Annotated in this window: 15 protein-coding genes; 13 read left to right on the top strand and 2 right to left on the bottom strand. The window is 55.5% G+C overall.

Going from position 1 to position 12806, the window contains the following annotated elements; all coding sequences use genetic code 11:
- Positions 1–5: 5 nt before the first annotated feature.
- The gene (locus tag ACR6AS_RS17975; RefSeq protein WP_111139701.1) at positions 6–1910 is read right to left on the bottom strand and encodes an ABC transporter ATP-binding protein; all 1905 of its coding nucleotides are present in this window, start codon (positions 1908–1910) and stop codon (positions 6–8) included.
- 112 nt (positions 1911–2022) lie between these two features.
- Between ACR6AS_RS17975 and kefG the strand changes: the two genes are divergently transcribed.
- The 4 genes from kefG to slyD all read left to right on the top strand — a co-directional run bounded on the left by kefG (position 2023) and on the right by slyD (position 5356).
- Positions 2023–2574 carry a glutathione-regulated potassium-efflux system ancillary protein KefG gene (gene kefG, locus ACR6AS_RS17970; RefSeq protein WP_111139700.1) on the top strand — a complete coding sequence of 184 codons (552 nt, stop codon included), beginning with the start codon at positions 2023–2025 and terminating at the stop codon, positions 2572–2574.
- Complete coding sequence (gene kefB, locus ACR6AS_RS17965) at positions 2575–4380, top strand: glutathione-regulated potassium-efflux system protein KefB (protein WP_111139699.1); 1806 nt, start codon at positions 2575–2577, stop codon at positions 4378–4380.
- Between the two features lie 23 nt (positions 4381–4403).
- Positions 4404–4598: a YheV family putative zinc ribbon protein gene (locus tag ACR6AS_RS17960; RefSeq protein ID WP_010253033.1), complete on the top strand. Its 195-nt coding sequence runs from the start codon at positions 4404–4406 to the stop codon at positions 4596–4598.
- 197 nt (positions 4599–4795) lie between these two features.
- Entirely contained in the window at positions 4796–5356 is a 561-nt protein-coding gene (slyD, locus tag ACR6AS_RS17955; protein WP_111139698.1) for a peptidylprolyl isomerase, read from the top strand.
- A 93-nt stretch (positions 5357–5449) separates the two neighbouring features.
- Here slyD and ACR6AS_RS17950 read toward each other — a convergent pair whose 3' ends face one another.
- Complete coding sequence (locus ACR6AS_RS17950) at positions 5450–5668, bottom strand: SlyX family protein (RefSeq protein WP_111139697.1); 219 nt, start codon at positions 5666–5668, stop codon at positions 5450–5452.
- Between the two features lie 269 nt (positions 5669–5937).
- On the opposite strand from ACR6AS_RS17950, the gene fkpA reads away from it, so the two are divergent.
- The 9 genes from fkpA to ACR6AS_RS17905 all read left to right on the top strand — a co-directional run.
- Entirely contained in the window at positions 5938–6786 is an 849-nt protein-coding gene (gene fkpA / locus ACR6AS_RS17945; protein WP_111139696.1) for an FKBP-type peptidyl-prolyl cis-trans isomerase, read from the top strand.
- 166 nt (positions 6787–6952) lie between these two features.
- Positions 6953–7675 carry a helix-turn-helix transcriptional regulator gene (locus ACR6AS_RS17940; RefSeq protein ID WP_111139695.1) on the top strand — a complete coding sequence of 241 codons (723 nt, stop codon included), beginning with the start codon at positions 6953–6955 and terminating at the stop codon, positions 7673–7675.
- Positions 7675–8061: a sulfurtransferase complex subunit TusD gene (gene tusD, locus ACR6AS_RS17935; RefSeq protein ID WP_111139694.1), complete on the top strand. Its 387-nt coding sequence runs from the start codon at positions 7675–7677 to the stop codon at positions 8059–8061. The genes ACR6AS_RS17940 and tusD overlap by 1 nt, the downstream gene beginning before the upstream one ends.
- Positions 8061–8420: a sulfurtransferase complex subunit TusC gene (tusC, locus tag ACR6AS_RS17930; RefSeq protein WP_434163358.1), complete on the top strand. Its 360-nt coding sequence runs from the start codon at positions 8061–8063 to the stop codon at positions 8418–8420. Before tusD ends, tusC begins: the two co-directional genes overlap by 1 nt.
- 9 nt (positions 8421–8429) lie before the next feature.
- Positions 8430–8717: a sulfurtransferase complex subunit TusB gene (gene tusB / locus ACR6AS_RS17925; RefSeq protein ID WP_111139692.1), complete on the top strand. Its 288-nt coding sequence runs from the start codon at positions 8430–8432 to the stop codon at positions 8715–8717.
- Between the two features lie 124 nt (positions 8718–8841).
- The gene (gene rpsL / locus ACR6AS_RS17920; protein ID WP_003852912.1) at positions 8842–9216 is read left to right on the top strand and encodes a 30S ribosomal protein S12; all 375 of its coding nucleotides are present in this window, start codon (positions 8842–8844) and stop codon (positions 9214–9216) included.
- Between the two features lie 96 nt (positions 9217–9312).
- Positions 9313–9783: a 30S ribosomal protein S7 gene (gene rpsG / locus ACR6AS_RS17915; protein ID WP_009087603.1), complete on the top strand. Its 471-nt coding sequence runs from the start codon at positions 9313–9315 to the stop codon at positions 9781–9783.
- 90 nt (positions 9784–9873) lie between these two features.
- Complete coding sequence (gene fusA / locus ACR6AS_RS17910) at positions 9874–11988, top strand: elongation factor G (protein ID WP_111139691.1); 2115 nt, start codon at positions 9874–9876, stop codon at positions 11986–11988.
- Between the two features lie 67 nt (positions 11989–12055).
- The coding region (locus ACR6AS_RS17905; RefSeq protein WP_434163355.1) for an elongation factor Tu at positions 12056–12806 on the top strand (751 nt) is incomplete at its 3' end.

Below are 12806 nucleotides of genomic sequence, written 5' to 3'. Positions count from 1 at the left end.
GCGTGTCAGGCACTCATCATCTGTTCGAGCTGTTCCTGCGCGTCGAGCCACGCCATCTCCACCTCTTCCAGCGCCGATTTACTCTCCGCCTGACGCTGCAGCGCCGTGGTCAGATCGGCTTTACGCCCCGGCTCATAAATCGCACTGTCGGAGAGCTGCGCTTCCGCCTCGGCGAGCTGGCTCTGCCACTTGCTCATCTGCTTTTCCAGCTTCTCGATCTCTTTACGCAGCGGCTGCGTCTGGGTGCGCAGTTCGGCATCGCGGCGTTTCTGATCTTTGCGTGCCTGGGCGCTGTTGCCATTATCCGCTTTCGGCGCGGCCTCCTGCTGCGCCTGCTGCTTTTGCAGGTCGCTCAGCCACTGCTGATAATCTTCGAGATCGCCGGCAAACACATCGACTTTGCCATCGTGTACCAGATAGAGGTCGTCGGTGGTGGCGCGCAGCAGATGACGGTCGTGCGAGACCACCACCAGCGCACCTTCAAAGTCGATCAGCGCCTCGGTCAGCGCCTGACGCATATCGAGATCGAGGTGGTTGGTCGGTTCATCGAGCAGCAGCAGGTTAGGGCGCTGCCAGACAATCAGCGCCAGCACCAGCCGCGCTTTTTCGCCGCCGGAGAAACGCTCCGTGTTTTCAGTCACCTTGTCGCCACGGAAATCGAAACCGCCCAGATAGTCGCGCAGCTGCTGCTCCAGCACGTTGGGCGCAATGCGCGCCAGATGCTGAAGCGGCGATTCATCGGCCCGCAGATATTCCAGCTGATGCTGGGCGAAGTAGCCGAGCTTGATCCCTTTCGACAGCCCGATCCTGCCCTCCATCGCCTCCAGCTCGCCCGCCAGCAGCTTGATCAGCGTCGATTTACCGGCACCGTTGCGCCCCAGCAGGCCGATGCGTGAACCCGGCACCAGGTTAAGTTTGATGGCGTCCAGAATGATGCGATCGCCATAACCCGCGGTGACCTTCTCCATCTTCAGCAGCGGATTGGGCAGGTTTTCCGGCTTGCGGAAGGTGAAGCTGAACGGGTTATCGACATGGGCGGGCGCGATCATCTCCATACGCTCCAGCATCTTGATGCGGCTCTGCGCCTGCTTCGCCTTGGTCGCCTGGGCGCGGAAGCGATCGATGTAGCTGTGCAGGTGCGCCACTTTCTGCTGCTGGCTCTCATACAGCGACTGCTGCTGCGCCAGTTTGGCGACGCGCTGCCGCTCAAAGGAGCTGTAGTTGCCGGTATATTCGAACATCGACGCCTGTTCGATATGAATGATTTTGTCGACGACCGGATCGAGAAAGTCGCGATCGTGCGAGATCAGGATCAGCGTGCCTTCATAACTCTTCAGCCAGCGCTCCAGCCAGATCACGGCATCGAGATCCAGGTGGTTGGTCGGTTCATCCAGCAGCAGCAGATCGGAGCGGCAAATCAGCGCCTGCGCCAGGTTCAGTCGCATGCGCCAGCCACCGGAGAAGTCGCTGACCGGGCGTTGCAGCTGCTCCTGGCTGAAGCCCAGACCGTGCAGCAGGCTTGCGGCGCGCGCATGGATACTCCACGCCTGCACCGCATCCAGCTTGCCATGCAGCAGCGCGATGGCGTTGCCATCGTCACGCAGATTGGCGTCCGCCAGTTCCGCCTCCAGCTGGCGATAGACGCGGTCACCGTCGATGACGTACTCCAGCGCGGCTTTGTCGAGCGCCGGGGTTTCCTGATTCACCCAGGCCAGCGCCCAGTGTGCCGGAAGCGTAACGGTGCCGGCATCGCTGGTGATTTCACCTTTTAACAGCGACAGCAGCGTGGATTTACCACAGCCGTTTTTTCCCACCAGCCCGACCTTCTGACCCGGATTGATGGTGGCGGTGGCGTTGTCGAGCAGGACGCGGATGCCGCGGCGAATTTGTAAGGCAGAGAAGACAATCATGTAAGCGCCGTATCGTCAGAATATGTTAATTTACTGGCAACATAATGAGATTTTGCTGCGTCGTGCATGGTAGCGGAAATCCGCCTCAATGACGACGCTTTGGAGGGAAAGGATGTCGCAGCCACCCAGGGTATTACTGCTTTTTGCTCATCCGGAATTACAGGATTCGGTGGCTAACCGGATTCTGCTGCAGCCGGCTCAGGCGCTGGAACATGTCACCGTGCACGATCTGTACGCGACCTATCCGGATTTTTTTATCGATATTCATCACGAACAGCAGCTGCTGCGTGAGCACGATGTCATCATTTTTCAACATCCGCTCTATACCTATAGCTGTCCGGCCCTGCTGAAAGAGTGGCTGGATCGCGTATTGTCGCGCGGCTTCGCCAACGGCGTGGATGGCAATGCGCTGGAAGGAAAGTACTGGCGCAGCGTCGTCACCACTGGCGAACCGGAAAGTGCCTTTAAACAGCAGGGGCTGAACCGCTACTCGCTCAATGACATTATGCGTCCTTTTGAGCTGACCGCGCAGATGTGCCGGATGCACTGGATGCCGCCGATGATCGTCTACTGGGCGCGTCGTCAGGGGCCGGAATTAATGAAAAACTACGCCCGCGCCTATGGCGACTGGCTGGCAGCACCGCTGCCGAACGGAGGAGTATAGATGGAAGGACAAACGCTGCTGACCGCCGGGGTGATCTATCTGGTCGCGGCGGTCTTGCTGGTTCCGGTGGCCGCTCGTCTCGGGATTGGTGCCGTGCTGGGCTATCTGGTTGCGGGTATCGCTATCGGCCCGTGGGGATTGGGCTTTATCAGTGACGTCGAAGAGATTCTTCATTTCTCGGAGCTGGGCGTGGTCTTCCTGATGTTTATCATCGGGCTGGAGCTGAACCCGGCAAAGCTGTGGGCGCTGCGCCGCTCCATTTTTGGGGTCGGCGCGGCGCAGGTTATCTTCTCCGCCGCGATCCTCGGCGGGTTGTTGTGGCTGACAGACTTTAGCTGGCAGGCGGCGATCATCGGCGGCATCGGGCTGGCGATGTCTTCGACCGCGATGGCGCTGCAGCTGATGATGGACAAGGGGATGAACCGCAGCGAAGCGGGGCAGCTGGGCTTTTCGGTTCTGCTGTTTCAGGATATCGCGGTCATCCCTGCGCTGGCGCTGATCCCGCTGCTGGCGGGCACCGACAGCGGCCATATCGACTGGATGAAAGTCGGCATGAAGGTCGTGGCGTTCGCCGGGATGCTGGTGGGCGGACGCTATCTGCTGCGGCCCATCTTCCGCTATATCGCCGCATCGGGCGTGCGCGAGGTCTTTACGGCGGCGTCACTGCTGCTGGTTCTTGGCTCGGCGCTCTTTATGGATGCGCTGGGGCTGTCGATGGCGCTGGGCACCTTTATCGCCGGTATCCTGCTGGCGGAAAGCGAATATCGTCACGAGCTGGAAGTCGCGATCGAGCCGTTTAAGGGGTTACTGCTGGGGCTGTTCTTTATCTCGGTAGGCATGGCGCTTAACCTCGGGGTGCTCTATACCCATATTGTGACCATCCTGCTGGGCGTGATCACGCTGGTGGCGGTGAAAACGGTGGTGCTCTATCTGCTGGCCCGCATTTATGGTCTGCGCAGCTCCGAGCGGCAGCAGTTTGCAGGGGTGCTGAGTCAGGGCGGCGAGTTCGCCTTTGTGCTCTTTTCCGCCGCGTCGTCGGCAAAACTGTTCGCTGGCGATCAGTTGCCAATGCTGCTGGTCACCGTCACGCTGTCGATGATGACCACGCCGCTGCTGATGCAGGGGATCGACCGTCTGCTGGCGCGACGCTTCAATGAGCCGGATGACGAGGCGGAAAAGCACTTCGTTGAGGACGATCAGCCGCAGGTGATTGTGGTGGGCTTTGGCCGCTTCGGGCAGGTGGTGGGTCGTCTGCTGATGGCGAACAACAAACGCATCACCGTGCTGGAGCGCGACATCAGTGCGGTCAATCTGATGCGGAAATATGGCTATAAGGTCTATTACGGCGACGCGACCGAGCTGGAGCTGCTGCGGGCCGCCGGTGCGGCCAGCGCCCAGTCGATAGTGATTACCTGTAGCGAGCCGGAAGATGTGATGACCATCGTGCATCTCTGCCAGCAGCACTTTCCGCAGTTGCAGATTCAGGCGCGCGCCCGTGGTCGTGTGGAAGCGCATGAGCTGTTACAGGCGGGCGTCACACAGTTCTCGCGCGAAACCTTCTCCAGTGCGCTGGAGCTGGGGCGCAAGACATTGATGTCGCTGGGGATGCATCCGCATCAGGCGCACCGCGCCCAGCAGCATTTCCGCCGGCTGGACATGCGGATGCTGCGCGAGCTGATGCCCAATCCGGCTGAAAGCGCCCAGGCTTCACGCGTCCGTGAAGCGCGGCGTGAACTGGAAGATATCTTCCAGCGCGAAATGCAGCGCGAGAAGCGGCAGATCGACGGCTGGGACGATGATCAATAATCTCTTTAAACAGGCAGAAGCTGATGCGTAAACGTTTTATTGCAGGTGCGACATGCCCGCACTGCCAGGAGAAGGACACGCTGGCGATGTGGCGTGAAAATAATGTCGATGTGGTGGAGTGCGTGAAATGTGGTCACCAGATGCGTGAGGCCGATAAACAGGCCCGCGATCAGGTTCGCACGAATGAGCAGGTGATCGGCATTTTCCACCCGGAATAGCGTAAACGACCAGCTTTTTTTACGCTTAAACTTACAGCGGCATTGAATTCCGTTACAATTGACGCCATTAAGGCTGGAGTCGCAAGAGAAAGTGAAACCCCTCTTGTACTCAGCCCCGAACCTTTCTGGTTGGTGTTATTGCACGCAAGAATAGACCAATGAGACGGGATCTCAGCTCTCAACGGTTAGGAGATATCATGAAAGTAGCAAAAGACCTGGTGGTAAGCCTGGCCTATCAGGTACGTACAGAAGACGGCGTGTTAGTTGACGAGTCACCGGTGAGTGCACCGTTGGACTACCTGCACGGTCATGGTTCCCTGATTTCTGGTCTGGAAAATGCGCTGGAAAACCACATTGCCGGCGACAAGTTTGACGTGCATATCCCGGCAAACGATGCCTACGGTCAGTATGACGACAACCTGGTGCAGCGCGTTCCTAAAGACGTGTTCATGGGCGTTGACGAACTGCAGGTCGGCATGCGCTTCCTGGCAGAAACCGATCAGGGTCCGGTACCGGTAGAAATTACCGAAGTGGAAGATGATCACGTTGTGGTTGATGGTAACCACATGCTGGCGGGTCAGAACCTGAACTTCAACGTTGAAGTGGTTGCTATCCGTGAAGCCACCCCGGAAGAACTGGCTCATGGCCATGTTCACGGTGCTGATGGCCATCATCATGACCACGATCACGGCCATGATCACGACCACGATCACGGCAAAGGCGGTTGTGGCACAGGCGGCTGTGGCTGCAGCCACTAAGTCTCAACAGACCGTTCAAGGCCACCTCCGGGTGGCCTTTCTTTTGGCGCTCATCGGGTCCGGCGCATCTGAGAAACGCCAGACAGGCTGCGCTTAATAGTGCGGCGGGGGTGTCTCTTCCGATTGCGAGGCGACCATAGAGGGCGCATTCGCCTTGAGCTTGTCGGTTAAAATCCGCATCTGCTCCCGCAGCTTGCTCATCTGCAGTTCGTGCTCGACGACCGCATTGTTCAGCTGATCAATCGTCATCTCCTGAAAGGCCAGTTTGCTCTCTAACGTCTCCAGACGCTGTTCCCACTCAGATTGTTGCATGACCTGTTCCTCTGTTAAGGTGCGACTCGGGGCGTGATTCTACGACCTGACTGCCAGGAATCACCTGTTTTTTTCACGATCTCCGGCGTTGCGCTTGAAAAAACGGGGCGCGCCATCATCTCTGATGAAACTTCCCGATGTTATAAAGGTCGGAGGTAGACCGGGTAATTACATTGTGGGAGTGTTCGACACTGCCACGTAAAGTTATAGTGTGGACTCCCAGGTCCGCAATGTTTCCCGAGGTTAGACGCTTCGGTTTTGGAGAAAGGATGAAATCACTGTTTAAAGTCACATTGTTAGCTACCACAATGGCTGTTGCGCTGAATGCTCCGCTGGCAATGGCGGCAGAGACGGCTGCGGCGCCACAGGCTGCACCAGCCGCGGCACCCCAGTCTGCGCCGCAGGCACCGAAAAATGCAGCCTTCAAAGATGAAGACCAGCAGTCTGCTTACGCACTGGGTGCTTCACTGGGTCGCTACATGGACAACTCCCTGAAGGAGCAGGAAAAACTGGGCATTAAGCTGGACAAGCAGCAGCTGATCGCAGGTGTTCAGGATGCATTCGGTGGCAAGAGCAAACTCTCTGATGAAGAGATCGAGCAGACCCTGCAATCCTTCGAAGGTCGCGTGAAAGGCGCAGCCTCAGCGAAAATGGAAAAAGATGCGAAAGAGAACGCCGATAAGGGCGCAGCTTACGCAACCAAATTTGCTAAAGAGAGCGGCGTGAAGAAATCTGAAACCGGCCTGCTCTATAAAGTCGAGAAAGAGGGCACCGGCGACGCACCTAAAGACAGCGACACCGTAGTCGTGAACTATAAAGGTACGCTGATCGACGGTACGGAGTTCGACAACTCTTACACCCGTGGCGAGCCACTTTCGTTCCGTCTGGATGGCGTAATCCCGGGCTGGACTGAAGGTCTGAAGCATGTGAAGAAAGGCGGCAAGATCAAGCTGGTGATCCCACCACAGCTGGCCTACGGTAAAAATGGCGTTCCGGGCATCCCGGCTAACTCCACTCTGGTGTTCGATGTCGAACTGCTGGATATCAAACCGGCACCAAAGGCCGATGAAAAAGCACAGGCGCCAGCGCCTGCTGCCGCTGCACCGAAAGCGCAGTAATCTGCCAGCCGCCGCCTCCGGGCGGCGGTTTCATTTCCGCTTCACGACAAACCTCTGGCATAAGCCGGTGACATTTGCCAGACTAATGCCTGCCGAATTATCCCAATATTGAGTCTGCCCATAAGCCGCTGTGACAGGCTCCAGCCATTCAGGGTGAAACTCTTCAATGTCTAATCCATTCAATCCGGGTGAACTGAGCGACTTCGATCTGCTTGAGCAGCGCCCGTTCGAACAAACTGATTACGATATTCTGAAATCGTACGAGGCTGTCGTGGATGGCCTTGCCATGCTGATTGGCTCCCATTGCGAGATTGTCCTGCATTCGCTTGAAGACCTTAAGTGTTCGGCTGTGCGCATCGCCAATGGCGAGCACACGGGGCGTAAAGTCGGTTCGCCGATTACCGATTTAGCCCTGCGGATGCTGCACGATATGCATGGGGCGGACAGTAATGTGTCGCGCGCCTATTTCACCCGGGCCAAAAGCGGTGTGCTGATGAAGTCGGTCACTATCGCTATCCGTAACCGTCAGCAGCGGGTGATTGGCCTGCTCTGTATCAACATGAACCTTGATGTGCCGTTCTCGCAGATCATGTCGACCTTTATGCCACCGGAGATGCAGCAGGTCGATTCCAGCGTTAACTTCGCCAGCTCGGTAGATGATCTGGTGATGCAGACGCTGGAGTTCACCATCGAAGAGGTGAGTGCGGACCGCAATGTCTCGAACAACGCCAAGAACCGTCAGATTGTGCTGAATCTCTATGAGAAGGGGATCTTCGACATCAAGGATGCGATAAACCAGGTGGCGGATCGCCTGAACATCTCGAAGCACACGGTCTATCTCTATATCCGCCAGTTTAAAAATGGCGACTTTCAGGGGCAGGAGCGGTAATGCGTTACACCCTGCTGGTCACCGGCCCGGCCTATGGTACGCAACAGGCGACCAGCGCGTGGCTCTTTGCCCGTGCGCTGTTAGCGGCAGGCCATCAGCTGGAGAGCGTGTTCTTCTACCGGGAAGGCGTACTGAACGCGAATCAGTTGACTGCGCCAGCCAGCGATGAGTTCGATCTGGTCCGGGCGTGGCAGACATTACATCAGGAGCAGGGCGTGGCACTGAATATCTGTGTGGCGGCCGCGCTGCGGCGTGGCATAAGCGATGCGCAGGAGTCGGCACGGCTTCAGCTGGCTGGGAGTAACCTGCAGCCGGGCTTTACCCTGAGCGGGCTGGGGGCGCTGGCCGAGGCGGCGCTGCGCTGCGAACGTCTGGTGCAGTTCTGATGAATCGCATCGCATTTGTTTTTACGCAGGCACCGCACGGCAGCAGTGCCGGACGCGAAGGGCTGGACGCGGCACTGGCAACGGGCGCGCTCAGTGAAGATATTGGCCTGTTCTTTATCGGCGATGGCGTACTGCAGCTCAATCTGCATCAACAACCCGAGGCAATTAAGAGCCGTCACTACGCGGCGACCTTTGGCGTACTGGCTTTGTATGACATTGATCAGTGCTATCTCTGCCGGACATCGCTGCTGGCGCGGGGGCTGGATGCTGAGGCAAAACGGTTGCTGGACGTTACGCTGCTGGATGCGCCTGCGTTGCGCCAGACTCTGGCCCGTTACGACCGTATCCTGACTTTTTAAGAGGCGCGAATGCTGCACACTTTACTGCACTCTCCGTCACACAGCGATCTTGAAACGCTGATATCCATGACAGAAGCCGGAGATGACCTGCTGCTACTGCAGGATGGGGTACTGGCAGCCGTGGCGGGCAGTCGCGCGCTGCAGCGGCTGGCCGCCAGCCCTGCAACGCTGTGGGTGCTGGAGGAGGACGTCCAGGCGCGCGGTCTCGCTGGACAAATTTCGACCAGCGTGCAATCCGTAGACTATAATGGGTTTGTCACGCTAACGATCAGGCATCCGCAACAAATGGTCTGGTGATCGGCTAAAACCTGGTTATTTCTTGACACCCCTTTGACGCAGCCCTAAAATTCTGCCTCCTCGTAATTCTACGAGGCGATTTATTACGTGTTTACGAAGCAAAAGCAAATCCAGGAGCTATTTAATGGCAACAGTTAACCAGCTGGTTCGCAAACCACGCGTCCGCAAAGTTGCAAAGAGCAACGTGCCGGCGCTGGAAGCTTGCCCGCAAAAACGTGGCGTTTGTACTCGTGTGTACACCACCACTCCTAAGAAACCAAACTCCGCACTGCGTAAAGTCTGCCGTGTGCGTCTGACCAACGGTTTCGAAGTCACCTCCTACATCGGTGGTGAAGGTCACAACCTGCAGGAACACTCCGTGATCCTGATCCGTGGCGGTCGTGTAAAAGACCTGCCAGGTGTGCGTTACCACACCGTTCGTGGCGCGCTGGACTGCTCAGGTGTTAAAGACCGTAAGCAGGCTCGCTCCAAGTACGGCGTGAAGAAGCCAAAGGCTTAATGGTTCTCCGTTAAGTAAGGCCAAACGTTTTAAATTAAATGTCAAAATAAACTCATAGAGTTTTGGACAATCCTGAATTAACAACGGAGTATTTCCATGCCACGTCGTCGCGTCATTGGTCAGCGTAAAATTCTGCCAGATCCTAAGTTCGGATCAGAGCTGCTGGCCAAATTTGTAAATATCCTGATGGTAGATGGTAAAAAATCTACTGCAGAATCTATCGTTTATACCGCGCTTGAGACCCTGGCTCAGCGTTCAGGTAAAAACTCTCTGGAAGCTTTTGAAGTAGCACTGGAAAACGTGCGTCCGACTGTCGAAGTTAAGTCACGTCGCGTTGGTGGTTCTACTTATCAGGTTCCTGTTGAAGTCCGTCCGGTTCGTCGTAATGCCCTGGCAATGCGCTGGATCGTAGATGCTGCTCGTAAACGCGGTGATAAATCAATGGCTCTTCGCCTGGCGAACGAACTTTCTGATGCTGCAGAGAACAAAGGTACTGCAGTTAAGAAACGTGAAGACGTTCACCGCATGGCAGAAGCCAACAAGGCGTTCGCTCACTACCGTTGGTAATAACCACGTAGTTGTTAAACCAGCGGGCGCTCAGATAGCCAACCCGCTGGGGTCGACTTACCTTGAACGTCCGAGAATCAGAGGAATCAAATGGCTCGTAAAACACCCATTGCTCGCTACCGTAACATCGGTATCAGTGCGCACATCGACGCCGGTAAGACTACCACTACCGAACGCGTTCTGTTCTACACCGGTGTAAACCACAAAATCGGTGAAGTACACGACGGCGCAGCAACCATGGACTGGATGGAGCAGGAACAGGAACGTGGTATTACCATCACGTCCGCTGCGACCACCTGTTACTGGTCTGGTATGGCTAAGCAGTTTGAACCACACCACATCAACATCATCGACACCCCAGGACACGTTGACTTCACCATCGAAGTAGAACGTTCTATGCGTGTGCTTGATGGCGCGGTAATGGTTTACTGTGCAGTTGGTGGCGTTCAGCCACAGTCTGAGACCGTATGGCGTCAGGCTAACAAATATAAAGTTCCACGCATTGCGTTCGTTAACAAAATGGACCGCATGGGTGCTAACTTCCTGAAAGTTGTTAACCAGATGGAAGTTCGTCTGGGTGCAACTCCAGTTCCTCTGCAGCTGGCTATCGGCGCAGAAGAGAAATTCACCGGTGTTGTTGACCTGGTGAAAATGAAAGCAATCAACTGGAACGACGCCGATCAGGGCGTAACCTTCGACTACGAAGATATTCCAGCTGATATGCAGGAACTGGCTGAAGAATGGCGTGCGAAGCTGGTTGAAGCCGCTGCTGAAGGCTCTGATGAGCTGATGGAGAAATTCTTCGGTGGTGAAGAACTGACTGAAGAAGAGATCAAAACATCTCTGCGTAAGCGTGTTCTGAACAACGAAATCATCCTGGTAACCTGTGGTTCTGCATTTAAGAACAAAGGTGTTCAGGCGATGCTGGATGCAGTGGTTGAATATCTGCCAGCACCAACTGACGTTACCGCGATCAACGGTATGCTGGACGACGGTAAAGACACGCCGGCTGTTCGTCACTCTGACGACAACGAGCCGTTTGCTGCACTGGCGTTCAAAATCGCTACCGACCCGTTTGTGGGTAACCTGACCTTCTTCCGCGTTTACTCTGGTGTGGTTAACACTGGTGACACCGTGTTCAACCCGGTTAAGTCAAACCGTGAGCGTCTGGGCCGTATCGTTCAGATGCACGCTAACAAGCGTGAAGAAATCAAAGAAGTTCGTGCAGGTGATATCGCAGCTGCGATCGGCCTGAAAGATGTGACCACTGGTGATACCCTGTGTGACCCAGACAACGTCATCATCCTTGAGCGCATGGAGTTCCCGGAGCCGGTAATCTCTATCGCCGTGGAACCAAAAACCAAAGCTGACCAGGAAAAAATGGGTCTGGCTCTGGGCCGTCTGGCAAAAGAAGACCCATCATTCCGCGTATGGACTGATGAAGAATCTAACCAGACCATCATCGCCGGTATGGGTGAATTGCACCTCGACATCATCGTTGACCGCATGAAGCGTGAGTTCAACGTTGAAGCAAACGTGGGTAAACCACAGGTTGCTTACCGTGAAGCAATTCGCACCAAAGTTACCGATGTTGAAGGTAAACACGCCAAGCAGTCTGGTGGTCGTGGTCAGTATGGTCATGTTGTTATCGACATGTACCCACTGGAGCCAGGTTCGAACCCGAAAGGTTACGAATTTATCAACGACATCAAAGGTGGTGTGATTCCTGGTGAATACATCCCTGCGGTTGATAAAGGTATCCAGGAGCAGCTGAAATCAGGCCCACTGGCTGGTTATCCGGTTGTGGATCTGGGTATTCGTCTGCACTTTGGTTCTTACCATGATGTCGACTCCTCAGAACTGGCGTTTAAACTGGCCGCGTCTATCGCCTTCAAACAGGGCTTTAAACAAGCGCAACCTGTTCTGCTTGAGCCTATCATGAAGGTTGAAGTTGAAACGCCGGAAGAGAACACAGGTGATGTCATCGGTGACCTTAGCCGTCGTCGTGGTATGCTTAAAGGGCAGGAATCTAACGCTACTGGCGTTCAGATTCACGCTGAAGTTCCGTTGTCTGAAATGTTCGGATACGCAACTCAGCTGCGTTCTCTGACCAAAGGTCGTGCTTCTTACTCCATGGAGTTCCTGAAGTATGACGATGCGCCGAACAACGTAGCGCAGGCCGTTATTGAAGCTCGTAGCAAATAAGCTACGGTTTAAATTTGAACTGATGCCTTCACCCGAGGGTGAAGGCACAACGTAAGGAATTATCGCCATGGCGAAAGAGCAATTTCAGCGTAACAAACTGCACGTAAACGTGGGCACCATCGGTCACGTTGACCACGGTAAAACCACCCTGACTGCAGCTATCACCACCGTACTGTCTAAAACTTACGGCGGCCAGGCGCGTGCATTCGATCAGATCGATAACGCACCAGAAGAGAAAGCTCGTGGTATCACCATCAACACTTCACACGTTGAGTATGAAACCCCGACTCGTCACTACGCACACGTTGACTGCCCAGGCCACGCCGACTATGTGAAAAACATGATCACCGGTGCTGCGCAGATGGACGGCGCGATCCTGGTTGTTGCTGCGACTGATGGCCCGATGCCACAGACCCGTGAGCACATCCTGCTGGGCCGTCAGGTTGGCGTTCCTTACATCATCGTGTTCCTGAACAAGTGTGACATGGTTGATGATGAAGAGCTGCTGGAACTGGTTGAGATGGAAGTGCGTGACCTGCTGTCAGCTTATGACTTCCCAGGCGACGACACCCCAATCGTTCGTGGTTCTGCGCTGAAAGCGCTGGAAGGCGACGCTGAGTGGGAAGCAAAAATCATCGAGCTGGCTGAACACCTGGACAACTACATCCCGGAACCACAGCGTGCAATCGATATGCCGTTCCTGCTGCCAATCGAAGACGTATTCTCAATCTCTGGCCGTGGTACCGTTGTTACCGGTCGTGTTGAGCGCGGCATCGTTAAAGTCGGCGACGAAGTTGAAATCGTTGGTATCAAAGATA

The organism is Pantoea phosphatilytica, assembly GCF_051025615.1.
Lineage (GTDB): Bacteria > Pseudomonadota > Gammaproteobacteria > Enterobacterales > Enterobacteriaceae > Pantoea.
Note: the sequence above shows the minus strand (reverse complement) of the source record. Positions and strands in the feature narration are given on the sequence as shown.

What these genes read in the sequence shown, in the direction of transcription:
- slyD (WP_111139698.1), top strand. Translation starts at nt 4,796, where the DNA reads ATGAAAGTAGCAAAAGACCTGGTGGTAAGCCTGGCCTATCAGGTACGT.
- tusB (WP_111139692.1), top strand. Translation starts at nt 8,430, where the DNA reads ATGCTGCACACTTTACTGCACTCTCCGTCACACAGCGATCTTGAAACG.
- ACR6AS_RS17960 (WP_010253033.1), top strand. Translation starts at nt 4,404, where the DNA reads ATGCGTAAACGTTTTATTGCAGGTGCGACATGCCCGCACTGCCAGGAG.
- tusC (WP_434163358.1), top strand. Translation starts at nt 8,061, where the DNA reads ATGAATCGCATCGCATTTGTTTTTACGCAGGCACCGCACGGCAGCAGT.
- kefB (WP_111139699.1), top strand. Translation starts at nt 2,575, where the DNA reads ATGGAAGGACAAACGCTGCTGACCGCCGGGGTGATCTATCTGGTCGCG.
- ACR6AS_RS17975 (WP_111139701.1), bottom strand. Translation starts at nt 1,910, where the DNA reads ATGATTGTCTTCTCTGCCTTACAAATTCGCCGCGGCATCCGCGTCCTG.
- rpsL (WP_003852912.1), top strand. Translation starts at nt 8,842, where the DNA reads ATGGCAACAGTTAACCAGCTGGTTCGCAAACCACGCGTCCGCAAAGTT.
- fusA (WP_111139691.1), top strand. Translation starts at nt 9,874, where the DNA reads ATGGCTCGTAAAACACCCATTGCTCGCTACCGTAACATCGGTATCAGT.
- ACR6AS_RS17940 (WP_111139695.1), top strand. Translation starts at nt 6,953, where the DNA reads ATGTCTAATCCATTCAATCCGGGTGAACTGAGCGACTTCGATCTGCTT.
- rpsG (WP_009087603.1), top strand. Translation starts at nt 9,313, where the DNA reads ATGCCACGTCGTCGCGTCATTGGTCAGCGTAAAATTCTGCCAGATCCT.
- kefG (WP_111139700.1), top strand. Translation starts at nt 2,023, where the DNA reads ATGTCGCAGCCACCCAGGGTATTACTGCTTTTTGCTCATCCGGAATTA.
- ACR6AS_RS17950 (WP_111139697.1), bottom strand. Translation starts at nt 5,668, where the DNA reads ATGCAACAATCTGAGTGGGAACAGCGTCTGGAGACGTTAGAGAGCAAA.
- tusD (WP_111139694.1), top strand. Translation starts at nt 7,675, where the DNA reads ATGCGTTACACCCTGCTGGTCACCGGCCCGGCCTATGGTACGCAACAG.
- fkpA (WP_111139696.1), top strand. Translation starts at nt 5,938, where the DNA reads ATGAAATCACTGTTTAAAGTCACATTGTTAGCTACCACAATGGCTGTT.